Annotated in this window: 18 protein-coding genes and 1 pseudogene; 8 read left to right on the top strand and 11 right to left on the bottom strand. The window is 69.0% G+C overall.

The genetic code is table 11. The features are described 5' to 3' along the window. The first annotated feature begins 38 nt into the window (after positions 1-38). On the top strand, positions 39-506 hold the full coding sequence (locus tag ACFWFI_RS07980) for a hypothetical protein (protein WP_387386933.1): 468 nt from the start codon (positions 39-41) through the stop codon (positions 504-506). Beyond that, positions 503-1,051 carry an NIPSNAP family protein gene (locus tag ACFWFI_RS07985; protein ID WP_387386936.1) on the top strand — a complete coding sequence of 183 codons (549 nt, stop codon included), beginning with the start codon at positions 503-505 and terminating at the stop codon, positions 1,049-1,051. The genes ACFWFI_RS07980 and ACFWFI_RS07985 overlap by 4 nt, the downstream gene beginning before the upstream one ends. A 374-nt stretch (positions 1,052-1,425) precedes the next feature. Here ACFWFI_RS07985 and ACFWFI_RS07990 read toward each other — a convergent pair whose 3' ends face one another. The 3 genes from ACFWFI_RS07990 to ACFWFI_RS08000 form a co-directional block, all read right to left on the bottom strand. Continuing rightward, positions 1,426-2,475, bottom strand: a complete 1,050-nt coding sequence (locus ACFWFI_RS07990; protein WP_387386938.1) for a hypothetical protein — start codon at positions 2,473-2,475, stop codon at positions 1,426-1,428. Between the two features lie 176 nt (positions 2,476-2,651). Then, the gene (locus ACFWFI_RS07995) at positions 2,652-3,350 is read right to left on the bottom strand and encodes a tectonin domain-containing protein (RefSeq protein ID WP_387386941.1); all 699 of its coding nucleotides are present in this window, start codon (positions 3,348-3,350) and stop codon (positions 2,652-2,654) included. A 496-nt stretch (positions 3,351-3,846) separates the two neighbouring features. Continuing rightward, complete coding sequence (locus tag ACFWFI_RS08000) at positions 3,847-7,512, bottom strand: S8 family serine peptidase (RefSeq protein WP_387386943.1); 3,666 nt, start codon at positions 7,510-7,512, stop codon at positions 3,847-3,849. Between the two features lie 262 nt (positions 7,513-7,774). Between ACFWFI_RS08000 and ACFWFI_RS08005 the strand changes: the two genes are divergently transcribed. From ACFWFI_RS08005 to ACFWFI_RS08015, 3 genes are all read left to right on the top strand, one after another. Beyond that, positions 7,775-11,614 carry a S8 family serine peptidase gene (locus ACFWFI_RS08005; RefSeq protein ID WP_387386946.1) on the top strand — a complete coding sequence of 1,280 codons (3,840 nt, stop codon included), beginning with the start codon at positions 7,775-7,777 and terminating at the stop codon, positions 11,612-11,614. 370 nt (positions 11,615-11,984) lie between these two features. Beyond that, a complete protein-coding gene (locus ACFWFI_RS08010; protein WP_387386949.1) occupies positions 11,985-13,016 on the top strand; it encodes an LLM class flavin-dependent oxidoreductase in 1,032 nt (343 codons plus the stop codon). Positions 13,017-13,363: 347 nt separating this feature from the next. Further along, complete coding sequence (locus ACFWFI_RS08015; RefSeq protein ID WP_010982331.1) at positions 13,364-13,567, top strand: cold-shock protein; 204 nt, start codon at positions 13,364-13,366, stop codon at positions 13,565-13,567. A 541-nt stretch (positions 13,568-14,108) separates the two neighbouring features. Here ACFWFI_RS08015 and ACFWFI_RS08020 read toward each other — a convergent pair. Next, entirely contained in the window at positions 14,109-14,354 is a 246-nt protein-coding gene (locus ACFWFI_RS08020) for a hypothetical protein (protein ID WP_387386951.1), read from the bottom strand. Positions 14,355-14,456: 102 nt separating this feature from the next. On the opposite strand from ACFWFI_RS08020, the gene ACFWFI_RS08025 reads away from it, so the two are divergent. Beyond that, the gene (locus ACFWFI_RS08025; protein WP_387386953.1) at positions 14,457-14,720 is read left to right on the top strand and encodes a hypothetical protein; all 264 of its coding nucleotides are present in this window, start codon (positions 14,457-14,459) and stop codon (positions 14,718-14,720) included. 549 nt (positions 14,721-15,269) lie between these two features. Here ACFWFI_RS08025 and ACFWFI_RS08030 read toward each other — a convergent pair. The 5 genes from ACFWFI_RS08030 to ACFWFI_RS08050 all read right to left on the bottom strand — a co-directional run bounded on the left by ACFWFI_RS08030 (position 15,270) and on the right by ACFWFI_RS08050 (position 19,264). Then, the gene (locus tag ACFWFI_RS08030; protein ID WP_387386955.1) at positions 15,270-16,454 is read right to left on the bottom strand and encodes an RNA polymerase sigma factor; all 1,185 of its coding nucleotides are present in this window, start codon (positions 16,452-16,454) and stop codon (positions 15,270-15,272) included. Next, positions 16,451-16,858, bottom strand: a complete 408-nt coding sequence (locus tag ACFWFI_RS08035; protein WP_387386994.1) for a YciI family protein — start codon at positions 16,856-16,858, stop codon at positions 16,451-16,453. The genes ACFWFI_RS08030 and ACFWFI_RS08035 overlap by 4 nt, the downstream gene beginning before the upstream one ends. A gap of 394 nt (positions 16,859-17,252) precedes the next feature. Then, positions 17,253-18,215, bottom strand: a complete 963-nt coding sequence (locus tag ACFWFI_RS08040; RefSeq protein WP_387386957.1) for a hypothetical protein — start codon at positions 18,213-18,215, stop codon at positions 17,253-17,255. Positions 18,216-18,266: 51 nt separating this feature from the next. Next, positions 18,267-18,671 (bottom strand): transposase, encoded by a 405-nt coding sequence (locus ACFWFI_RS08045; RefSeq protein WP_387386959.1) that lies wholly within the window; start codon positions 18,669-18,671, stop codon positions 18,267-18,269. Between the two features lie 35 nt (positions 18,672-18,706). After that, positions 18,707-19,264, bottom strand: coding sequence for a GNAT family N-acetyltransferase (locus ACFWFI_RS08050; protein ID WP_387386961.1), 558 nt, complete (start codon positions 19,262-19,264; stop codon positions 18,707-18,709). A gap of 126 nt (positions 19,265-19,390) precedes the next feature. Here ACFWFI_RS08050 and ACFWFI_RS08055 point away from each other — a divergent pair. Continuing rightward, positions 19,391-20,186, top strand: a pseudogene (locus ACFWFI_RS08055) (transposase); the annotation flags it as partial. Positions 20,187-20,214: 28 nt separating this feature from the next. Here the strand turns inward: ACFWFI_RS08055 and ACFWFI_RS08060 are convergent. Together ACFWFI_RS08060 and ACFWFI_RS08065 are read right to left on the bottom strand one after the other, a co-directional pair. Beyond that, the gene (locus ACFWFI_RS08060; RefSeq protein WP_387386963.1) at positions 20,215-20,502 is read right to left on the bottom strand and encodes a hypothetical protein; all 288 of its coding nucleotides are present in this window, start codon (positions 20,500-20,502) and stop codon (positions 20,215-20,217) included. A gap of 577 nt (positions 20,503-21,079) precedes the next feature. Continuing rightward, positions 21,080-21,502, bottom strand: coding sequence for a MarR family winged helix-turn-helix transcriptional regulator (locus ACFWFI_RS08065; RefSeq protein ID WP_387386966.1), 423 nt, complete (start codon positions 21,500-21,502; stop codon positions 21,080-21,082). 163 nt (positions 21,503-21,665) lie between these two features. Between ACFWFI_RS08065 and eno the strand changes: the two genes are divergently transcribed. Beyond that, positions 21,666-22,973 carry a phosphopyruvate hydratase gene (gene eno / locus ACFWFI_RS08070; RefSeq protein ID WP_387386968.1) on the top strand — a complete coding sequence of 436 codons (1,308 nt, stop codon included), beginning with the start codon at positions 21,666-21,668 and terminating at the stop codon, positions 22,971-22,973. Positions 22,974-23,448 lie beyond the last annotated feature (475 nt).

The raw sequence follows: 23,448 nt of genomic DNA on the forward strand, positions 1-23,448 counted from the left end.
ACAGAAGATGTCAGTGGAGCGCCTCTAATCTGCGGCGCATGGACAACTTCGACTTCCTGCACGGCTCCTGGGACGTGGCCAACCGCCGTCTCACCGCACCGCTCGGCTCAGGCTCCGCCACCTGGCTGGAGTTCCCCGGATACGCGGTGGTCCGGCCGCTGTTCGGTGGCGCCGGCAACATCGACGAGATCACCTTTCCGACCCTCGGCCGCCAGGGCCTGACCCTGCGGCTCTTCGACCGGGAGACGGAACGCTGGTCGATCCACTGGTCCGACAGCCGGACGGGCCGGCTTGATCCACCCGTGGTCGGTGGCTTCACCGGCGACCGCGGCGACTTCCACGGCGAAGACACCTATGACGGCCGCCCGATCCGGGTGCACTTCACCTGGCATCGCCTCGGCTTGGACACCGCCCGCTGGGAGCAGGAGTTCTCAGCCGACGAGGGCCGCACCTGGGAGCTCAACTGGACCATGGACCTCACCCGCACCGGGCGGGTCAGCGAATGAGCATTGCCGAACTCCGTCAATACACCCTGCGCCCCGGAGCCCGGGAGACGCTGATCAAGCTGTTCGAGCGCGAGTTCGTCATCGGCCAGCAGGCGGCCGGCATCACCGTTTGCGGCCGTTTCCGCGACCTGGACGACCCCGACCGCTTCGTCTGGCTGCGCGCCTTCCCCGACATGGCGCACCGCCGCCGCGCGCTGGAGGCGTTCTACACCGGCCCGGCCTGGCGGGAGCACCGCGATGCGGCCAACGCCACCATGGTCGACAGCGACGACGTCCTGCTGCTGCGCGGCCCGGGCTTCACGCCTCCGCTCGGTGCACGCGAAGTGCTCGCAACCGTCTGCCACCCCACCGAAGCACCCGGCTTCGATGCGTACGCCGCCCGGCACCTGGGGCCGGGCCATGCACTGCACCGCACCGAGCACGCCGAGAACGACTATCCCCGTCTGCCCGTACGCACCGGGGAGGACGTCCGGGTCTGGTTCGGACCGGCCGAGCCAGCACCCTGGCCGACCCAATGGCTGCGGCTCGAGCCCGTTGGGCCATAGGCTCGGGCCTTCGTGAGTGACCCGTCCGACTGGCGATCAGGTAGGCGAGAACCGCCCGTGGGCAGTGAGAATGAGGATTGCCCAGCCCCTTGCTCCTACCTCTGTCGGAGGCCCTTCCCAGGCGACGAGGTATTCGACACCTGCGGGACGCTGGTCCGACTGTGGGAATGGGCGGAGCGACAAGCCCCTCGCTCCCCCGCCGGCGGCGTACTGGAAGGACAGGGGCGGGCTGTCCAGAGGGGCGGCTCGGGGCCATGGGCCCGGTCCGGTCGCTGATGGGGCCAAGTCCTTCGATGATCTGGCCTCGAACGTGCTCGGGCAGGCAGTCCATGGGCCTGAGGACACGGACATGGTCGTCGTGCCCTGGCCCACAGTCAGCCGGTGCGTAGCGGGATTCCCGCGAAGTGGAGGTTGTACGGCCGACGGTACGTACCCTCTTCGCCGATGGTCAGGCCGGTTGCCTCGGTGACGCCGGCGGCCTGGGCGGTGCGCACGATGAGGGCGGCCATCTCCGCGGCCTTTACGTCTCCGAGTCCTCCCGCGTCGATGCGCCACGGTGGTTTGCCGTCGTTCTCGGGCCGGATGTGCCCAGTGGGCAGCAGTTCGCGGGGGGTCCATCCGAGCTTGGCGGCGTTCTCGCCGCGTGCGGCCTCTTGGACCAAGTACTCGCAATACCCGAGGTAGAGCCGGTCCTCGCAGACGATGTCGAACATGATGGGCGCGTCGTCGCCGACCTGTCCGTACAGGGACAGGTTATGGGATATCCCGGTCGCCAACGTCACTGCGGGCAGCGTCCGCAGGAAGGCGCCGATCGAGACTTTCAGGGTGTCCCAGCCGTCGGCGAGTTCCCACCGCGGGTGCTCCAGTGATGCTCCACTGTCCTCCAGGACGCCGACGAATCCCTGCCCACCCTGTGCGTACCAGGACTCCCACGGCTCGCTGGGCTGGAGCACGAGCTCCGGTCCGGCGGTCCCGGCCCGGAGTTCCAGGGTCACCCGCTCGTGGCGCCAGCGCAGGAACGGGCTGCCCCACAGGGGCCGCCCCTCGCGTCGTCCGTAGGGTTCGGTGCTGCCATGGCTGCCGACGTACGTCGCGTCGCCGAGCACTGTGCGCACCGCGTCGGCCGCCCGTCTGAATTCCTCGGCCTGTGCACGCGCATCCGGAGCGGGACGGCTCAGCGGCACCACGAGCTCCAGGTATTCCTGCAGCGGAGCCCATGCCCGTTCAACGGGCCCCACAGGGACCAGCCTGCCGTCCTGGCCTCGGAGACCAGTCACCGCCCGCGCCGAGGCACCGGGTTCGCCGGCCCACTGCCACCCGAGCCCACCGAGGAGGCGGCGCATGTCCTCTTCGCTCCAGAGCAAGCCCACGAAACGACTCGTCATGCCCTGAGCGAGGGCTCCTATGTCATCACTGCTGATCATGACGCTATTGCTATCAGGCCCGGCTGACAGCGCCCTGGTGCGGCCGGACGAAGGAGGATGGGGCGACCGCGTGTGCCGGAGCCACCACTGCTCGACAAAGCCGCTGTTGTGTTGCTGGGGACGGGGAGGGCCCGGCCCGGTTCGGCCGGGCCCTCGTCGTGCTGTGCGGCTGGGGGTCAGCTTGGCTGGTCGCCGGTGTAGCGGTAGATGGCGCCGGCGGAGTTGACGCACCACACGGTGCCGTCGGCGGCTGCGCCGATATCGACCGCGCTCCCGGGAATCCCCACCCAGGGGTTGGCGTCATGGCCGGTGTAGCGGTAGATCTGGTTGGATCCGTTCACGCCCCAGACGTTGGTCCTGGACCCGGCCGAGATCCGGGTCAGGCCGCCCGAGACGCTGACCCAGTCGGTGGATCCCTGGTCCCCGGTGTAGCGGAAGATGGCTCCGGCGGAGTCGACGCGGTACACAGTTCCGTCGGCGGCCACCCCGATATCGACCGCGCTCCCGGGGATGCCGATCCAGGGGTTCGCGTCGTGGCCGGTGTAGCGGTAGATCTGGCCGTTGGCGTTCACGCCCCAGACATGGGTCCTGGACCCGACCGAGATCCGGGTCAGGCCGCCTGTCACGTTGACCCAGTTCACGGCGCCCTGGTCGCCGGTGTACCGGTAGATGCCACCTGCGGAGTTGACGTGCCACACGGTGCCGTCGGCACCCACGCCGATGTCCACCGCGGTCCCGGGGATGCCGACCCAGGGGTTCGCGTCGTGGCCGGTGAACCGGTACATCTGCCCGCTGCTGTTCACACCCCAGACGTGCGTCCTGGACCCGACCGAGATCGTCGAGAGCCCACCGGAGATGTTCTTCCAATCAGCCATGCACGTGCCTCTCAGTTCGTCGTTGCGTCAGGTACTTCGGCCTCAACGAGACCAACCAAACAGACACACAAACTGATAGACCGAGCAGATCATCCGGAAAGCGACGTTTACGCCTTCCCAGCCCCAGGGCGAAGGGGCCCCTGAGCCTCCTCGATCGTCACCCAAGGCCGGAAGCGCCATAACCCACACGAAGGCCAATCCAGCCTTCCCGTTGACGCCATGACGAGAGCAGGACAGCCAGACCCTCAGCCATCGGACGCCATGCTTCCCGCACTCGCACGAGGGAGTACAGGGCACAACCGCAGACCAAGGCGTTCTGCGGCCCCCCGACGGACAGCTTCTTGCGGATCCCGGGCGAGCTTCCCGCGGGCCAGGCGCCGACCCGCCGGCCGCAAGTACCGGCTTCGCAACATCCGGAGCCCGACACGGAAGGAGGAAGACCCGGAACCGCTCGTCGCGGAACCGGGCCTTCCTCATCTACTGCCGGGGATCGCGGTTACTTCACGCCCACCGCACGGATGATCTCCTGCTTGACCGCGCCGCCGCGGTCGTCGGTCGCGCCCGCCCGGAAGGAGACGAACTGCGCGCCGTCCGGCACCCGCACCTCACCTGTCCAGGCTGTTCCACGCGACGACTTCTTGAGGGCCACCTTCTGCCAGGTCTTGCCGTCGTCGTACGAGGCCTCCAGCGTGCCACCGCCGATCGTGCCGGTGTCCGGCGCGCCCTTCACGTACTCCGCCGAAATCCCGACGGGCAGGCGGCTTCCACCGCGCACATCGCCCTTCAGGTCGGTGTCGACGTCGAAGCCGAGGTTGATCAGCGGGAGGAAGGTCCAGCTGCCGACCGGGGTCTCCTTGGAGCGGAAGGTCCACTCGGAGTGGCCCTTGGTCGACAGCCGCCAGCGCGCCGGGTCCAGCGTGGTGTCGGTGACGACCTTGAACTCGGCCTCCTCGGCCGGGACGTTCCGGGCGTAGGCGCCGGAGCTCATCTTGCGGTCGACGCGGGTGCCGTTGACGTACACCTCGGTGAACTGGGTCATCGTGTCGTCGTTCCACACGTTGCCGAAGCCGGTGTGATCGGGGCCCGAGTCGCCCCAGCCGGGGGTGTTGAACTGCAGGTTGTTGCCCGACCGCTCCTGTCCCCAGCCGAGGCCGGTGCCCAGCCACGGGTGCCAGACCGGCTTGAACCACTCGCGGTCCGTGCGGGTGTCACCGCGGTACGAGTTGATCCCGCCGCGCTGCTCCAGGGAGTCCTCGAGGTCGACCGTCTCGTGCCAGTTCTGGCCGCGAGTGGTGGAGACGTACTCGGTGCGCTCGGTCGGGAAGGAGATGTACTCCTTGAAGCCGAAGCCGATCGGGAAGGTGTCGGTGATCGAGTAGCGGAACTCGCCGCCGAGCTCCTGACGGCCCGTCGGCATGTGGAACGTGGAGCGAACGGTTGCCAGTTCGTCGTCATCCGGCCTGAAGACCAGGTCGGACGGGATCGCGCCCGGGTGTCCCTCGGACAGGTCGTAGGTGTACGGCGTGAAGCGGGTGCCGTTCAGATCCACGGACTGCTTGCGCGCCGCGGCGGACGCGAGGCGCGCCCCGTCGGCCGCGTTGACGGTGGCGACGGCCAGGGGCCGGTCCTCGTACTGCGCCGTGCCGAACCAGGTGTTCAGCCGGCCGGGCGCGTCGTCGGTGACGAACAGGAGGGCGGCGCCCGCGTCCTGGGCGACCTGCGCGACCTCGACGGGCGTCAGCGCGCCGGCCCGGACCAGGACGGCCTTGCCCTTCACGTTCTTGCCCGTGTACTCCGCGGCCGTGCCCGTGCCGACGTCGACGAGCCCGAGCCGCGAGCGGCCTTCGAGCAGGGTCGTGCCCGGCTGGATGGTGGCGCCGGAGAGCCGGTCGCCGCCGACGCTCGCCTCCACCATCGGCTTGCCCAGGCGCCAGACGGTCCGGTACTCGAAGGTGCCGGTGGCGGGCTTGCGGGTGGGGGCTGCGAAGAGCGAGTCGTACTTGATCGGGACCTGCACCGCGGCGCCGTACGAGGCACCGTTCGCCTCGCGGTCGAACTCCATCAGGATCTGACGGCTCTCGGTCCGCCGGTCGACCTCGGCCCGGATCTCCTTGAGCTTGCGCCCGTCGAGGGTGATCTCGCGGTCGCGGTCGAGGACGATCTCGGGGTCGGTCAGGAGGCCGAGGCCGAGCGAGTCCTTGCCCTTGGAGCCGCGCACGTCGAGGAAGGTGTCCACCGTGTACGTGCCGGGCTTCAGCCGCAGTTCGAGCGTGCCGGACTCGCCGACGGTCGCCGGGAAGGGGATGGAGCCCTCCGCGAGACGCTTCACGCCCAGGTTGGCGGGCGTCGGGGCGCCGTCCCGGTTCTTCACATGGACGGTGAGGGTGTAGCGCTCCTCCTCCTTGACCAGGCCGATCGCGGTGTGGGCGACGGCGGCGCCGCCCGCCGAGGCGACGATCCGGCCGGAGAGGTTGCCGACGGGAGCCTTCGCGCCGTCACCGGTGACGGTGGTCTGCGCGCTGCCGTGGGCCGGGACGGTGAGCGTGGTGTCGGCGAGGGCGACCACGTCTGCGGGCGCGCCCTCGACGGCGAGGCTCAACTCGACCGGCTGGTCACCGGAGTTGGTGTACGTGACGGTCTTGGTGACCGGCTTGTTCGCCTCGTACGGCCAGGAGAAGAAGCCGAGGTCGGCGGAGCCGGTCGCCGTGACGTTCGCGGTGATCGCCGCGGCCACGTCGACCCGGCCGGCGCCGAGCGCGTACGAGGAGGCGGAGAGCGTCTTCGACGAGGACATCAGTGCGTTCTTCAGCTGCGCGCCGGTCCAGTCGGGGTGCTTCTCGGCGAGCAGCGCGGCGACACCGGCGACGTGCGGCGTCGCCATCGACGTGCCGTTCATCGAGGTGTAGAGACCGGTGCCGGAAACCAGCTGGGAGCGGGCGGCGAGGATGGAGACGCCGGGCGCGGAGAGGTCGGGCTTGAGGGCCTGGTCGCCGAAGCGGGGGCCCTGGCTGGTGAAACTGGCCGCCTTGTCGGCGGAGTCGACGGCGCCGATCGTCAGCGCGGAGTCGGCGGCGCCGGGCGAGCCGATGGTGCCCGGGGCGCCGCGGTTGCCGGCAGCGATGACGAACAGCGCGCCGGTCTCGGCACTGAGCGTGTTCACGGCCTGAGCCATCGGGTCGGTACCGTCACTGGCCTCGGAGGAACCGAGGCTCATCGACACGATCTTCGCGTCGATGTCCTTGGCGGCCCACTCCATTCCGGCGATGATCTGCGACTCGGTGCCGGAACCCGCGTCGCTGAGCACCTTGCCGACAGCGAGGTCCGCGCCGGGCGCGACACCCTTCTCCAGCCCGTCCGAACCGGCGCCGCTGCCACCGACCGTGGACGAGACATGGGTGCCGTGGCCGTTGCGGTCGGCGACCTCCTGGCCCTCGATGAAGGACTTGGACTCGGCAACTCGGCCGGCCAGGTCCGGGTGGGTGAGGTCGGCCCCGGTGTCGAGGACGGCAACCTTCACGCCTTTGCCAGTGAGCCCGGCCTCCCACGCCTTCGGCGAGCCGATCTGGGCGTTGGACTGGGCCATGGTGGCCTCGACCCGGCCGTCCAGCCACACCTTCCCACCCGTGGAGCGGGTGGTGGGCGAGGTGAACGACCGCCAGAACGCGGCCGGATCCGTCGCCTCCACCGCCGCGCCCCCGATGCTGGGCAGTGCGCGGACGGTCTCGGTGCCGCGCGGCGTGGCGGCGCGCGCGCCCTTGCCATGCGTGACGATCAGTGGCAACTCGTCCGTGATGCCCTGCTCGATGAGACCACTGACATCGAACAGCCGCTTGTCCAGGGCACCGGATGCCAGGTAGGGACGGGCCTCGTCGGGGATGACCGTGATCCGGCCGTCGGATATCTCGCTGCGTACGGCTCCGGTCGCGCCCTTGGCCCGCTCGACGGTGACGGTCTTCTTGCCGCCGCCCAGTTCGGTGACGGTGACCCGGTCGCCGGTGACAAGCACGACGGTCGCGCTCGAGGCGGGGGACCCCTTGAAGGTGTCGGGCACTGCATTGGCGGCGTTCCCGGCAGCGGCGGTCTGCCCTGCCGAGAGCAGCACCAACGAGATGCCCGCAGCGAGCAGCCCTGCTCTCCCGCCGCCCATGGAAAGTCTGATCATCGACGTACTCCTCGGGCACCCGGGGAAGGGTGGTTCCGGGTGCGGCGACGAGTCTGTATTCGAAGGCCGTTGGTTGACTACCGGACGGCATGGCGGCTTTGTGCCTTGGCGGAGAGCCGCCACCGCACACGTCCTTGACGGGTGCGCGTCATGGCAAGTTGGGTGTCGCGGGCAACGCTACGAACGCCTAGGTGTTTTTCATCCGAGCCGAACGAGCCTCGGGCCTTTGGCACGCCATTTTCTCGAACAGCGAGGGAAGTTGATGCACATTCCTCCCAATGGACGGCGGCGCTCGGGCGCCGTCTGCGGGGCGGTGGCCGTGGCCATAGCCCTGTCTTTGACGACCCTGCCGGGCGCGGCCTCGGCGTCACCGTCGCGGGATGCCCCCGGCCTGTTGTCCAACCCGCCGGCGACCGCATCGGAGGTCACGCTGATCACCGGGGACAAGGTTGCCGTGACGACCGACGCCGACGGAAAGCAGTCGGTGACCATGCTTTCCGGGACAGGCTCCTCGGAGCGGTTCCAGATCATGAACGGGCCGGACGGCGACCTCTACGTCTACCCCGAGGACTCCCTGGCGGTCGTCGCCTCCGGCAACGTCGACCGTGAACTGTTCAATGTCACGCGGCTGCTCGAGGACGGCTACGGCGACGCGAGAACCGATGAACTCCCGGCGATCCTTGACTTCCGGGGCACGCCGTCCGCCGCCGCGCTGAAGCAGCGCACCGCGGATCTGCCGGCCAGTACGCGGACACAGGTGATGCCCAGGCTGGGGCTCACGGCGGTCGACGTCGACAAGGAGGGTGCGAAGAGTTTCTGGCGGTCGGTCAGGCCGGAGCCTGGCAAGGCGGACGGCACGGCGACCTCCGGATCCGCCGGGGTCACCAAGCTCTGGTACGACGGCAAGGCCAAGGTCTCGCTCGACAGGAGTGTGCCGCAGATCGGCGCACCGGAGGCGTGGGCCAAGGGCTTCGACGGCAAAGGTGTGAAGGTCGCTGTGCTGGACACCGGCGCCGACCTGAACCACGCCGACATCAAGTCGAGGATCGTCGCCAGTCAGAGCTTTGTCTCCGGTGAGGCGGTGCAGGACGGCCATGGCCACGGCACGCACGTCGCATCGACCATCGCGGGCAGCGGCGCCGCCTCGGCGGGCGCGTACAAGGGTGTTGCCCCCGGAGCGGACCTCGTCGTCGGCAAGGTGCTGGCCAACGACGGATCCGGCTCCTTCTCGGGCATCCTGGCCGGAATGGAGTGGGCGGTCGCCCAGGACGCCGACGTCGTCAGCATGAGCCTCGGAGGCCGTGACACCACACCCGGCGACGACCCCTTGACCAGCGCCGTCAACACGCTCAGCGTTTCCTCGGGCGCGCTGTTCGTCATCGCGGCCGGCAACGACGGCCTCAGTGGTGAGATCACCCTCGGCACTCCGGGCACCGCCGACGCGGCACTCACCGTCGGCGCCGTCGACAAGGCCGATGCCTTGGCGGGCTTCTCCAGCCGAGGCCCGCGCATCGGCGACATGGCGATCAAGCCGGAGATCACCGCTCCGGGTGTCGGCATCGTCGCCGCCCGCGGCGCCGGAACGTCCATGGGCACTCCGGTCGACGCCAACTACACGGCGGCCAACGGCACTTCCATGGCCACCCCGCACGTCTCGGGCGCCGCGGCCATCCTCAAGCAGCGCCACCCCGACTGGTCGGGTCAGCGCGTCAAGGACGCCCTGACCGCTCATTCGAAGACGTCCGCCACCCAGACCGTCTACCAGCAGGGCTACGGACGTGTCGACGTCGCGGCCGCGCTCGACCCGCAGCTGGAACTGGCCGGGGCCGCCGACTTCGGTCTCGTCGAGTGGCAGCCGGGTACCTACGAGAAAGAGACCCGCAAGGTCACCCTTCGCAACACCGGTGCCACCGCCGCCACACTGACGCTGGCCGCATCGGTCAAGGGCAAGGACGGCATCCCCGTCACGGACGGCACAGTCACCGTCTCCGGCCCGCAGGTGAGCGACGGAAAGGTCACGGTCCCCGCAGCCGGGAGCGCCGAGGTCAACGTCGCGCTCGACCCCAATGCCCTTGAGACGGGCCAGTACAGCGGGCACCTCACCGCCACCGCCGACAGCGGACAATCCGTGCACACTCCGGTCGGCTTCATCATGGACGTCGAGCAACACGACCTCACGGTCAGGATCACCGACCGCTTCGGCAACACACCCAGATTCGTGTCGCTGACCGCCCACGGCATGGACAACAACGGTTGGCATCAGACGACCTTGCAGGGCTCGGACAGTACGACGGCCTCGCTGCCGGTGGGCCGCTATTCGATCGAGGGGGTGATATACACCGCGGACCCTGACGACCCGAAGCGGACGTACGCGGTCGACCTGTTCGCCCTGCCCGACATCGACATCGCCGACGAGGACCAGACCCGGACGGTCGAGGGCAGCACCGCGACCGACTTCACCGTCAGGATCACCGGTACGAAGCGGCCGCTGGAGCGTGCCGCCTGGATGACGCAGCTCGCCCGCGACGACGGGGCCGGCGGCCACCGCGGCTTCATCGCCGATGCCGGCCTGCTCAACGGGTCCGACGGGAAGGTCGGTGCCGTCCCCAGCCCCGCGGCCACCACCGGAACGCTGAAGATGTTCACCTTCCTCACGCAACGCCAGCCACTGGCCCAGCTCTCGGTCACCGGACCGGAACGTACCGCCGTCCCCATCACGATGCCGGCGTTCGCCCAGCGTTTCGAGGGCACCAGGAAGCTGCGACTGGCCGACGCCGGCACCACCGAGGACGTTGCCGCACCCGATGTGAAGGGCAAGGCCGTGCTCATCTCCGCGGTCGACCCGGCCGCGGTGAGCGACAGGGTCCGGCGCGTCGCGGCGGCCGGGGCCGAGGCCGTGATCGTGGCGCCCGCTGTCCCGGGGCACTTGGGCATCGGAGAGGTCGCCGGGGATCTGACCGTTCCGGTCGTCAACACCAGCTACGACAGCGGTCGCAGCCTGCGCTCGCTGCTGGCCGAGGGGAAGGTCGACATCGCCCTGAGCGGCGTCCTGGAGTCGGGCTACAGCTACTCGACACCATTTGCCGAGGACGGCAGGATTCCCTCCAGCCTGGCAAGGAGCGCGGACACGGGCGACTTCGCCAGGGTCAGGAACACCTTCCATTCCGACCAGGTACGCACATTCGGCCAGGAGACGCTGCACGCGTACGGCCCGGGCCAGGAGTCGTCGGTTCGTGCCATGCAGCTGGTCAACGTCGGCGGCAGCAGGGACGACTACGTGCTGGCGGGCCCCGATCTGGCCTACAGGCCGTCGGTGTACCGCGGCACGAGATCCCAGGACGGCGTGATGAACCGCCCGCGCGGCACCTACGCCTCGCCGGGCAGGACGTACCAGGAGCACTGGTTCGCCGCGCCGGTACGCCCGACCGCGGAAGCCCAAGGGCCCTGCAACTTCTGCCGCAGCGATGTCTGGACGCGCGTGGTCGTGCTGGCCAGGGACAGCGACGCCAGGCACAGCGCGACAGGCATGGTCAGTAGCTGGGCCTACTACCGCAACGGCGACCTGATCACCGATACGAGCAAGCTGATGGTCCCCGAGAAGGCCGACTACCGGTTCGTCCAGGAGCTCACGCGCGCCAAGGACCCCCTGGGCACCACCCCGGGCGGCAAGGTCCGCACCGAGTGGAACTTCGCTTCCGCCGCGCCGACCACGATGGCGATCGAGGACTGCGACGAGTTCTCTCCCGCGCCCACCGTCTGCGAGGCGATGCCGGCGGTGCAGCTCGACTACGACATGCCGCTGAACGCCCTCAACCAGGCCTCGGCCAAGAAGGCGTACTCATTCACCGTGAACGCCGGCCGTGCCAAGGGCTGGACCGGCTCCACTGCGATGGACGGCGCCAAGGTCTCCGTCTCCTATGACGACGGGGTCACCTGGACGTCGGCCAAGGTCCGGCGGAAGGACAGCAACTCCTTCCGGATCGAGCTCCGACACCCCAAGAAGGCGGACACCAACGGCTTCGTGACCCTCAGGACGGAGGCGTGGGACTCCGCGGGCAACCGCACCGTGCAGACCATCACCCGGGCCTACGGCCTGGAGTAGCCAAGAAGGAAGGCATACGGCCGGCCGGAATCCCCCGCAGATCCCGGCCGGCCACCCAGCGGCGACGACGTGCCTTTCGTCCGCGTGGAGTGGCCAACAGTCGGACAGCACGGGAACCTCATTGAACAGTCTGGATCAAATGCCGGTCGGGGGCGTTGGGTTCCGTTCTCACCATGAGCTCGAACTCCAAAGGCGAGCTCTGCGGTTTCAGCGCATGAGCGCGGGGCGGGTTCGGGGCAGCGTTCTGCGTCGTTCTGCGTGACAAGCGGTTCGCGCGGCACGCGAGTGATGCCCCTCCGGGGGGAACATCGCGGTGCGCCTTCCTGTTGGCACGCCCGTAGGGCTGAGCGACCCAACGTTGGAGGGCTGAGTGCCACTCACATCACGACCGCTGCGCAAGCTGGGGTTCCTGACCATCGGACTTTTCGACGAGACCGACCCGGGCCGGGGGCATGAGTCCACGCTCGAGCTGATCGAGCTGGGTGAGCGGCTGGGCTTCGACAGCGCCTGGGTTCGCCATCGTCACCTGCAGTTCGGCATTTCCTCTCCCATCGCTGTCCTGGCGGCTGCCACGCAACGAACGCGGCGCATCGAACTCGGTACCGCGGTTACGCCGCTGGGCTGGGAGAACCCGCTGCGGCTCGCTGAGGACCTGGCCACGGTTGATGTCCTGTCCGGCGGCCGCCTCAATTCAGGTATCAGCATCGGCCCTCCGATGTTTTACGACCGGGTCAAGGACGCCCTGTATCCGGAGACCGCGGACGCCGAGGACTTCGGCTACGGGCGGGTGGAACGGCTGCTGGACCTCGTGCGGGGCAGATCCGCCACCGCCTCCAGCGGCCTGGAGGGCTTCGAAGTCTTCTCCGACCGGGTGCAGCCGCACTCACCGGGGCTGGACCGGAGGATGTGGTACGGCGGCGGCAGCCTGCGGTCGGCCCGGTGGGCGGGCGAGCACGGGATGAACCTGCTGACCAGCAGCGTCGTGAAGGCTGAAGGCCCCGACGACGAGCCCGCCGACTTCGCCACGATCCAGCTCTCGCACATCCGCGCCTTCCGCGCGGCCCACCCCGACGGGGAGGCTGCCCGTGTCTCCCAGGGGCTGGTCGTCGTCCCCACCGACTCGGCATCACCCGAGCAGCGGGCCAGGTACGAGCGGTACGCCGCCGAGCGGCTGCCCCGCACCGCGGCGCCACAGGGCCCGGCGCGCATGATGTTCTCGCCCGATCTGGTCGGCACGTCGGAGGTGATCGCCGAGCGGCTGCAGGCGCACGCGGCGTTCCGTGAGGTGGACGAGGTGGCTTTCGCGCTTCCCTTCACCTTCGAACACGAGGACTACGAGCAGATACTCACCGACATCGCGACGAGGCTGGCCCCGGCGCTGGGCTGGCGCTCCGGAGCCTGACTCGAGCATCCCGGCTCGGTGCCAGGACTGGCTGCGACTGCCATGCGGAGATCGCGAGGGGCGCCCCGCCGGTGGTGCGGCGGGCGGCATGGGGTCCGGCATCGCCGGGACGGACGGGTCGGTGTCGCCGCACCGGTGGGCAGGGCCGGTACTCATCCTGCGTGCTGCTGGGCCGAGTTCGCAGTTCGGTGTAACGTCAGCGTCAGCTGTCGTGGTTCCGATGGAGTCGCCCGCGCGTATGTCCGCGGGCGATTGTGCTGTTCGAGCAAGTCTCTGAGGACCAGGGCGATCACCTCCGGTTCCCGCAAGGTGCGGGAACCGACTCTCAGTCCCCCTTGGAGGACAACATGGCCAGCGGAACCGTGAAGTGGTTCAACTCGGAAAAGGGCTTCGGCTTCATCGAGCAGGACGGCGGCGGCCCCGACGTCTTCGCTCACTACTCCAACATCGCCAGCTCCGGCTTCCGTGAGCTCCAGGAAGGGCAGAAGGTGAACTTCGACGTCACTCAGGGCCAGAAGGGCCCCCAGGCGGAGAACATCACCCCCGCCTGAGTCTGTATCTTCCTGGGACCCGCCTCGCGACTCTCGCCGGGCGGGTCCCGTGCGTTCTGGCCCGTCCTCTGGGAGCACCCGGCCACGAACGTGCGGTGAACCGGGCAAAGGCCCCCCCCCTTCGGGATCTGCTTACGACGGTACGGGCGGGGTCTGACAGGCGGCGCCGCCGGGTGCCTCTGCCGTACGAAGAGGCACCGAGGCAGCTGCTGTGGGTGGCGCTCGGCGAGCCGGCGGGTGGTGACCGCGTCCCAGCCCTGTGCTCGGCGAGTTCGCGGGCCGTGGCCACGATGAGGTGCTCGCGGGCCGGCGGCCTGGTCCCGTCCCTCCGCCCTCCGGGATGACGGCCTTGATAACGCGCCTGCGCAGGGGCGCGGTTGCCGCAGGACGAGTACGCCTTGTCCCGAGAACGGCCGGGTCCTCCAGGTCGAGGTGGTCGACGTCGCTGATGGCGACGTCTGAGATTCCAGTGGCACGGCTGCCACCGCATCATCGAGTTCCAGTTCCGCCACGCACCGCTCGGACAGAGCCTCCGTCCGGCTCATCCCGTTCTCGCCTCGCGCTGCCCCTGCCGGTGAGCGAGACGCCGAAGTTCCACCCGGGCCGCGGGGATACGGCCGGGCGGGGTGGACCAGAACGGATGCCACTGGACCCGGGCGGACAGGACCAGCAGACGGCGGCGCAGCGCGGTGGTGCGGCGGGGACGGGGTGCGGCGAGCTCGTGGTAGACGGCGAGCCAAGCCTGCTGGGTCTGGACCAGGTCGTCGGGGAAGGGGAAGGACTCCATCCGCCCATTAGAGCACTTGTTCGATTTTGGCCGCACCCTTCACCTGGGAGACCCCGCCCGATCGAGGGGCGCGGGAGGTGTACGAGTGAAAGGCTGGCGCGCATGGACGAGCTGCGCCGACGGGTCTACGGAGCCGACCACGACGATCCCGCCCCTTATGCCGAGCCCGGACGCGAGTACGTGGAACTGGTCGGCGGACCGCTGGACGGTCTGCTCGTGGACGTCACCGGGCTCACTGCCCAGGAGCGCACCGCCGGAGCCATGCTGATCACGAACCACGGACAGTTCGGGCCCGGCGGCCGCGCGGACTACGAAGCACGCTGCGGTGACCCCGGCCGGTGGGACTGGGCCGGCGACGTCCCCTGACCCACCCGCTTCACCCCCGTGGCCTAACGCGTCCGGCCGGTGGCCGGTCACGGTTGCACGGGCCGGGGTCACCGTGGCCGGTCCGGTGGCCGATCAGGCAGGCCCCGGCTCACACACCCGCTGACCGGGCAAGCCCCACTCGGGGGTACCCCCGGCACGGCACTCCCCCGGGCTCACCCGCCGAGCAGGGGTGAGCCGACGCCGTTCGAGTGAGACTGTTCTGCCGCAGTGAAGGTTGACCATTCCCATCGAAGGCTGAGTGCCGTTTCCGGCCCTGCGGTCCGGCCTGGACGGCACCGTTCTCGTACAGCTACGGCAAAACCCACATGCAGAGGCCGAGACGCGGCAGGAAGGTCTTCGCGCGCGGGCTCAACGTCCCCGAGGTTTTGGCGGACCCGGAACATGCACGCGTTCCTGGCCGACGCCGCCCGCACGGCCCGTGCCGCCGCCGCGCCCAACCCGTGCCCCGCCGAAGCGGTGACATCGGCATGGTCCCGACCGAAGTCATCGCCGGTACCAGCACGACGGCACCACCGACCGGTCCGCCGCTCAACCGCGCAGCTGCGCATTGAGCCGGGCGGCCTGTCGCGTGAGGTGGTCACGTTCGGGGATGTTGGGCGCTGACCGGGCGGCTCGGGCGTAGAGCAGTGCTGCGGTCACCGGATCCCCCTCACGCTCATGCAGGTAAGCCGCGACGGCGGCGTGCCGCGGCAGGGAGGGGTCGAGCCCCGCCAGGGCGGCCAGGCCGGCCCGCGGGCCGTCCGCCTCGCCCACGGCGACGGCCCGGTTGAGGCGGGCTACCGGGCTGTCGGTGAGACGCACCAGTTCGTCGTACCACTCGACGATCTGCACCCAGTCGGTCTCCTCGGCAGTCCGGGCGTCGGCGTGGAGCGCGGCGATGGCCGCCTGCGCCTGGAATTCTCCCAGGCGGTCGCGGGCGAGAGCGGTCTGGAGCACCTCGACGCCCTCAGTGATCAGTCGGGTGTTCCACAGGCTGCGGTCCTGCTCGGCAAGCGGCACGAGCCTGCCGTCGGGGCCGGTCCGCGCCGGGCGCCGTGCGTGATGGAGCAGCATCAGCGCCAGCAGGCCCGCGGTCTCCTCATGGTTGGCCCTGGCCGCCAGTTGACGAGTGAGCCGGATCGCCTCGGCGGCCAGGTCGACATCGCCGGAATAGCCCTCGTTGAAGACCAGGTAAAGCACACGCAGCACCGTGGCGACGTCACCGGGCTGGTCGAACCGGACGCCGGAGACAGTCCGCTTGGCCCTGCTGATCCGCTGGGCCATCGTCGCCTCCGGCACAAGGTAGGCCTGCGCGATCTGCCGCGTGGTCAGACCGCCGACCGCGCGCAGCGTGAGCGCAACGGCCGAGGCCGGGGTCAGCGACGGGTGCGCGCACAGAAGGTACAGCTGAAGCGTGTCATCCACCGCCTCGCCCCCGTCGGGCATGGGCTCGGCCTCGACCAGCTCCTCTCGCCGCCGCCGGGAGGTATCAGCACGGGCAGCGTCGAGGAACTTGCGCCAGGCCACCGTGACCAGCCAGCCCTTGGGATCCCGAATCGGGCCTCCCCCGCTCGAACCGAACCAAGAGCTCGGGCAGGAGTCGCCCGGCCGCCCGCGCACGGCCTCGACCAGGGCGTCCTGCACGGCATCCTCGGCCGCCGCGAAGCTGGCCCCGCGACGGACGAGAACACCGATCACCGCAGGCACCAGCTCCCGAAGCAGCGACTCGTTCACTCGGTGGCCGTGGGCTGCTCGGCGTAGAACGGGCGCACCTCGAGCCACTCATGGATCGGCTTGCCACCCGCACCCGGAGCCGCGGACAGCTCACCGGCCAGCTCGAGCGCACGCTCGTAGGTCTCTACGTCGATCACCATCCAGCCGGCGATCAGGTCCTTGGTCTCCGCGAACGGGCCGTCGGTCACCGGCGGCCGCCCCTCGCCGTCGTAGCGGACAAACGTACCCTCCGGGGAGAGCGCCTGACCGTCGACGAACTCGCCAGTTCCCTCAAGCCGAGCAGCGAAGTCACGCATGTACCGCACGTGAGCCGAAACCTCCTCCGGCTCCCACTGGTCCATCGGCACGTCGTTGACCGACGCCGGCGCACCCCGGTAGTGCTTGAGCAGCAGGTACTTGGCCATCATCTTCTCCTTGGCGAGGCACAGCCCATTGTGGCCGCGTCCACTCCTGGGACGGAGCCGCACGCGGCTTCTCGACATCCCATCGCAAAGTTGTCCGGCCGGCTTCAAAACCCCGCGCTTCGGCCAGACCACGCACCTCAACGGCCCACCCCCTGCGCCCGCCAGACATCAACCAGAACGCGAGGCTTGCCGTGGTACAGGCGAGCTTCGCCATACGTGCGTGTCACAGACCCCGCCCAACGTGAGGACGACAGCTCGCGTCCGGGTCGGACAGCGAAGCCCGCGAACCCTCCACCCACACGCCGCTTCGACAGCGCACACGTAGAACACCACGCTCGCCACATCCAGCGCCAAGGCCCCCGTAGCCTTGCGGAGCATCCCGTTTACCCAGAAGTCAGGTCCGGGTCGGGCGCACGCAGGCGCCTGGGGCTGCGGCATTGGTGTGCTTCTCGGCGTAGGGGTCGACTGACGCCCACTTCTTGGTCTTCTTCAGGTCGTCGTAGAAGAGCGGGTGGATAAACCCGTCGGCTGGTGCGGTGCAGTCGTCGTTGGCTACCGCCGTCGTGTGCGCCTGTGTGCGTAGCTTTCCGTCACGGACGAGGACGTCGAGCTGCCGGTGGACCACTACCCTGGCGACTTCGAAGCCGTTCGGGTTGATCTGCTTTGCTCCGCTCGTCTTCACCAGTGCGTAGACGAAGGTGTAGTCAGCCCTCACCAATAGCTCGCCCGCCGGTGTGGCCTCGTACGTCATCGTGCCGTCAGTCTTAGCCATTCCCTCAGACGCCAGCACCTGCACCTCGTCCCCGTCAAACCGAGTGAGGAACTGAAGCGATCCCCGGCCGGTTCCCGAACCTGTGAAGGCTGCCTCGAGTTCCCCGCGTGCAGGATCACCTGGCGCAAGGAGGTTCAGCGCCCCAACTGGCTTGGCTCCGTAGAGGGTTTGGCTGGAGAGGTTCGTCGCGATGAGAAAATCGCGGACGGACCGAAGGCTGGTGGACACCTCCAGGTCGGTCAGCCCGGCAACGGCCTTGGACTGCGGAAGACGCATCCCGACGGCTCCGTTCTCCCATGCAGCCGCAGGTGAGCCCCGGAAGGGGATGTTCGTGGTGGCCGGCCAGGCGTCAGGCCACATCGCCTCGTCCAACATGCGCGGGGCGAAAGGCTCGTCAGCGGGCCGCCCACCCATGGCGCCCGCGAGCCAGACACCGAAGCCCCCGAGCACCAGGATCCCGGCGCCCGCCCCGAGCAGCGCCTTGCGACGTCGGGTTACCCGCTCCCGCCGAAGCGTCTCCTCACGGCCTGGAGCGTTCTGCTCCGCTCGCAGGCGGGCTGCGAAATCCGCAGGATCGATCGACACGCTTCCACTCCCCTTCGCGCCGTCCCCACAGCGCGCTGAGGGCAGAGCCTCTCACACGCCGACCTGACCTTTTACTCGCCTCCCTGCGAGTTGGCGGGGACGGGGAGGTGCCTCTGCCGTACGGGCCCCGGCTGCATGCTGGTGGGCACGGGCGACTGTGGAGTCCACGCTCACGTCCCACGTAATCAGACCTCGCGCGTCAGCCCTAGTCTGGAGTCGGGTGAGGACGTACTTCCGGGTGCCATCGCGTTGCCAGCGCCGGACCAAGCCGTAGGCGGCCTCCCACTCGTCATCGCGTGCTGGCACATCACGCCAGGGGGCGCGGTCCGGGTCCGCCTGTATGCCGCCAATCAGCTGTCGTTGGGACCAAACCGGAGGTCGTCCTGGCTTCTTACCCACTGGCAACAACGGCTCCAGCCTGGCCCATTGCTCGTTCGTCAAATCTCCACGCCCCACGAGTGGATCATGGCAGAGCCACTACTGAATCGGGCTCAGCGGAGCTCGCTCGCCAGCAGACCCATCGTGAACATGTCGTACCACTTGCCGTCACGGCGGAAGACCTGACGAAGCCGGCCCTCCTCAACAAAGCCAACCTTCTCGTAGACCTTGCGCGCGGCATGGTTCTCGGTGACCACGGTCAGCGATATCTTGTGCAGGCGCATGTCTTCGAAGCCGTAGCGGCAGATCGTCCGCACTGCATCCGTGGCGTAGCCGCGGCCCCAGTAGGCCTTCTCGCCCAGGTAGATATCGAGTTTCGCGATGCCCTTCTCCGGGGCCGCATCGTGCAGCATGATCAGACCGATGAGCGTGTCGTCGGCGAGCGCCTCGATGCCAAGGAGCAAGTCGCCGTATGTGTTGCGGGGGCGCTCCTCCAGCCACGTGCGGACGCGCTCCACCGGCTGGGCATACGTGTCGTCCATCCACTGCATGACCTCGGGGTCGTGGTTCCAGCACCACAGTGCCTCGGCGTCTGCGGGGCCCATGGCCCGCAGTTTCACCAGCTCTCCGAGCGCCATGCCCACCGACCCCTTGTTACATCTCGTGATCATCTTACGAACCATGAAGTGGTACCACGACCGGGATGGCACACTCAATCGGCCTCGGCGGTGCCGAGACCCCGGCCAGAGGCATGTTGGGGAACTGCGGCAGAAGAAGCCGGACTTCTAAAACACGCCCTAGCGGGCTTCGACCAGGACCTCGCGGCCGAGGCCACCCGCACCAGCAACCGGATACGCGACCTGCTCACGCAGGTCCACCCCAGCCTGGAACGCGTCCTCGGCCCCCGCTCGACCACCAGGCCGTCACCTGGCTACTGAAACGTCACGGATCCCCGGCCGCGCTACGAAAGCCGGCCGCCGCCGGCTCGTCGACCTGATCCGGCCCAAGGCCCCGCACATGGCCGCCCGGCTGATCGACGATGTCTTCGACGCCCTCGACGAACAGACCGTCATCGTGCCCGCGACCGGCACCCTCGACACCGTCGTGCCGTCCCTGGCCCGCTCCCTCGGCGCTGTCCACGAACAGCGCCCGGCCCTGGAAACCAAGATCAACACCCTGCTGGAGGCACACCCTCATTCCTCGGGTCCTGACCTAGATGCCCGGCGTCGGCGTCAGGACCGCCGCCGTCCTGCTGGTCACCGTCGGCGACGACACCGGCTTCCCCACCGCCGCCCACCTCGCCTCCTACACCGGGCTCGCCCCGACAACGAAGTCGTCAGGACCTCGATCCACGGCGAACACGTACCCCGAGGAGGAAACCAGCAGCTCAAACGGGCCATGTTCCTGTCCGCCTTCGCCTGCGTGGACGCCGATCCCGCCTCCCGCACCTACTACGACAAGCATCGCGACCGCGGAAAGGCCCACGCCCAAGCCCTCCTCCGCCTCGCCCGCCAACGCATCAGCGTCCTGTTCGCCATGCTCCGCGACGGCGTCTTCTACGAACCTCGCCTCCCCCAGTCGACGGCTGCATGAACCAGCCCGAAGGAAGGTCGAACGCAGATCAAATCCTTGGGCCGTCTGCCCACGCCAAGATATCTGCGGCCCCCCGACGGACAGCCTCTTCCGGGTCCCGGGCGAGCTTCCCGTAGGCCGCTGCGAAGCCCGGCACACCGCCCGGTCTCACGAGCGCGTCATGCACCCCGGTCTGCAGCCAGTCGGCCTGGTTGTCGTCTGCCTCGGCAACAGCGAGAGCGATAAGCCTTATGGCGACCACCGCCCCCACCCGGGTCAAAGCCTCCGCCGTCTGCCGGGGCACCACCGTGTCCTCGACGTCCAGCAGCAGCCCCATCAACGCTTCCGCAGCCTCAGGAACATCAGCGAAGGAAGCAAGGTCACGCCCGGCACGAGCACGTTGCGTCCACGAAGGAGACGACGCCTCAGCCAAGGCCGCCTCCAACCCACTCGTCATCTCTGGCACGACCAGACAGTCTCACGACAACAGCATGAGCGGTGACGGCCTCGTCCTGCCCGCGTTCGTGAAGGTGCCCATGCCGGTGACCACCACCTCCGGCCCGCCATCGCCGCCGGGTAGGAGGGCTATCTGCACCACGTCCCGCGGCACCGAACTCTGAGTCACACCACCACCCGACAAGCGGGCCGGCCCACCGGGCATCGCGACAGGGCAACCACGCCATTCGGGGCACCAAGAGGTGTCCGCGAACTCCCGCCGTACGCTCGCCGTACGCCCAAAGAGCGTGATCCGCGGGGTCAAGTGTGTGCAATCACAAAGCGGAATATCAGCCTCGTACCGGACGCACTTGGCCCATCCGACAACGCAGCAGATTGAAGCCTCCCCCGCCTTTAGCGGAGCCGAGAGCTCGGGAAGTGCCAGGTCTGCAAAACACGGCGGGACTTCGCGGACACCCCTAGCGTGTAGCGAGCCGCTCCAGCAGAGCGGCGCTCCTTGCCAGCAACACCTGCTCCTCATCCGTGAGTTCCGCCTCGATGGCCTGCGCGAGCCAACCAGCCCTGCGACCACGCTCCGCCTCGAGCGCGACCCGGCCCGCGTCCGACAGCTCGACCAGCGACTTGCGGCCGTCCGTGGGGTGCGCCCGGCGCGTGATCAGGTTCTGTTCCATGAGCAGCCCCACCGCCCGGGCCATCGACTGCGGGCGTACACGCTGATCGGCGGCGAGGTCACTGGTGGTCATGGCGCCGTCGCGGTCGAGTGCACCGAGCACGGCGACCTGACCCAACGGGATGTGGTCCTCGTGTTTGACGCGCCGGGTGAGCTTGCCCATCGCGGTGCGCAGTTCGGCGGCGATGGCGGCGGCTTCCGAGGTGGGCATAGGGCACTTTACCCCGTTGGTCAGCAAAGCTGCGTACCTGACCTGCACAGCAATGCTGTACAGCCAAACTGAGCAGCATTGCTGTATGGTTTGGGATTGTCGGGCTCAGCGCCAGCGCTGTCGCAGCCGGGGCCACGGCATAGGACAACGGCAAGGAACTCCCATGTCCGCAAGCACAGCCGGAACCGTCAACGCCGCCATCGAGACCGTCACCGCCCGCCGGATCATCGACAGCCGGGGCAACCCCACGGTCGAGGTCGACGTCGTCCTGGCGGACGGGTCCCTGGGGCGCGCGGCTGTCCCTTCCGGCGCCTCCACCGGCGCCCGGGAGGCCGTCGAACTGCGTGACGGAGACTCCGCGCGCTGGCACGGCAAGGGCGTCGACCGCGCGGTGGCCCACGTCAACGGGGAGATCGCGGCGTCCGTGCACGGCCGCGACGCGGCGGACCAGGCGGGGCTCGACGCCGCACTGGTCGCCCTCGACGGCACCGCCACGATGTCCCGGCTCGGCGCCAACGCAATCCTCGGCGTCTCCCTCGCCGCCGCCAAAGCCACCGCGGCGGCCCACCGCCAGCCCCTCTACCGCTATCTCGGCGGCGCCGACGCCCACCTCCTGCCGCTACCGATGATGAACATCGTCAACGGCGGCGCCCACGCCGACAATCCGCTGGATTTCCAAGAGTTCATGATCGCGCCCGTGGGCGCGGACACCTTCGCCGAAGCCGTCCGCATGGGCAGCGAGGTCTTCCACACCCTGCGCCGCGATCTGCTGGCCGCCGGGCACTCCACGGGCGTCGGCGACGAGGGTGGCTTCGCACCCGCGCTGCGTACCGCAGAGGAGGCGCTCGACTTCGTGATGACCGCCATCGAGCGCACCGGCTACCGCCCCGGCACGGACATCGGCCTGATCATGGACCCGGCGTCATCGGAGTTCTTCCGCGACGGGGTGTACGACTACGCGGGCGAGGGAGTGCGCCGCACTCCCTCCCAGAACGCCGACTACCTGGCCAAACTCATCGACGCCTACCCGGTCCTCTCCATCGAGGACCCGATGGCGGAGAACGACCTGGACGGCTGGCGCGAGCTGACCGCCCGCGTCGGCGACCGCTGCCAGCTCACCGGCGACGACGTGTTCTGCACCAACGAGACACTCCTGCGCGAGGGCATCCGCACCGGCGTCGGCAACTCGGTCCTGGTCAAGGTCAATCAGATCGGGACCCTGACCGAGGCGCTGGCCGCGGTCACCACCGCCCACCAAGCGGGCTGGACAGCTGTCATGTCGCACCGCTCGGGCGAGACGGAAGACACCACCATCGCGGATCTGGCGGTGGCGACCGGCTGCGGTCAGATCAAGACCGGCTCGCTCTCCCGCTCCGACCGCACCGCGAAGTACAACCAACTCATCAGGATCGAAGAGGAGTTGGGCCACTCGGCGCGCTTCGCGGGCCGCTCCGCACTGCGTCAGGCATGAACAGCAGACAGAGGTAGCGACCACGCGGGCTCCCCGATCCCGATCAGGGAGCCGGCTCGCGTACCGGGGAAACAGAACTCCCGTGCACGGGTGGCCGGACGGCTCTTCCCCAGGCTCTCGGCTTCGCTCGAGCGGATTGAGAACCGCGGCAGCGCGGCGGGGCCCTGGTGCCGGGCCCGGGCTTCACGGTCGAAGGCGGCCTCGGCCTCAACAACTGCCTGACGGGCACCGGCCTCCGCGGCAGGGTCCTCAACTGCTCGCGCCACGACTGGCTGCGCGCCGGGCAGGCACCTATCGGCGTCGTCATCCACGGGCGCGGTCTGCCGCCCCGCGCTGAGGGCTCTCGAAGGAACGCATCGTCCACGAAGAGGGACGCCTGTTCTTCCACCGCAACTCCCGCTTCTTCATCGAAGACGCCCCCATGAGCTACGCCTCCACCATTTACCAAACCCCAGGACCGGAAATCGGACGAGCA

Source organism: Streptomyces sp. NPDC060209, from assembly GCF_042728155.1.
Taxonomy (GTDB): Bacteria; Actinomycetota; Actinomycetes; order Streptomycetales; family Streptomycetaceae; genus Streptomyces.

Coding starts and splice junctions, on each gene's coding strand:
- ACFWFI_RS08020 (WP_387386951.1), bottom strand. CDS start 14,354: ATGGAGTCCTTCCCCTTCCCCGACGACCTGGTCCAGACCCAGCAGGCT.
- ACFWFI_RS07985 (WP_387386936.1), top strand. CDS start 503: ATGAGCATTGCCGAACTCCGTCAATACACCCTGCGCCCCGGAGCCCGG.
- ACFWFI_RS07990 (WP_387386938.1), bottom strand. CDS start 2,475: ATGATCAGCAGTGATGACATAGGAGCCCTCGCTCAGGGCATGACGAGT.
- ACFWFI_RS07995 (WP_387386941.1), bottom strand. CDS start 3,350: ATGGCTGATTGGAAGAACATCTCCGGTGGGCTCTCGACGATCTCGGTC.
- ACFWFI_RS08005 (WP_387386946.1), top strand. CDS start 7,775: ATGCACATTCCTCCCAATGGACGGCGGCGCTCGGGCGCCGTCTGCGGG.
- ACFWFI_RS08000 (WP_387386943.1), bottom strand. CDS start 7,512: ATGATCAGACTTTCCATGGGCGGCGGGAGAGCAGGGCTGCTCGCTGCG.
- ACFWFI_RS08025 (WP_387386953.1), top strand. CDS start 14,457: ATGGACGAGCTGCGCCGACGGGTCTACGGAGCCGACCACGACGATCCC.
- ACFWFI_RS08050 (WP_387386961.1), bottom strand. CDS start 19,264: ATGATCACGAGATGTAACAAGGGGTCGGTGGGCATGGCGCTCGGAGAG.
- ACFWFI_RS07980 (WP_387386933.1), top strand. CDS start 39: ATGGACAACTTCGACTTCCTGCACGGCTCCTGGGACGTGGCCAACCGC.
- eno (WP_387386968.1), top strand. CDS start 21,666: ATGTCCGCAAGCACAGCCGGAACCGTCAACGCCGCCATCGAGACCGTC.
- ACFWFI_RS08015 (WP_010982331.1), top strand. CDS start 13,364: ATGGCCAGCGGAACCGTGAAGTGGTTCAACTCGGAAAAGGGCTTCGGC.
- ACFWFI_RS08060 (WP_387386963.1), bottom strand. CDS start 20,502: ATGGGGCTGCTGCTGGACGTCGAGGACACGGTGGTGCCCCGGCAGACG.
- ACFWFI_RS08065 (WP_387386966.1), bottom strand. CDS start 21,502: ATGCCCACCTCGGAAGCCGCCGCCATCGCCGCCGAACTGCGCACCGCG.
- ACFWFI_RS08035 (WP_387386994.1), bottom strand. CDS start 16,858: ATGGCCAAGTACCTGCTGCTCAAGCACTACCGGGGTGCGCCGGCGTCG.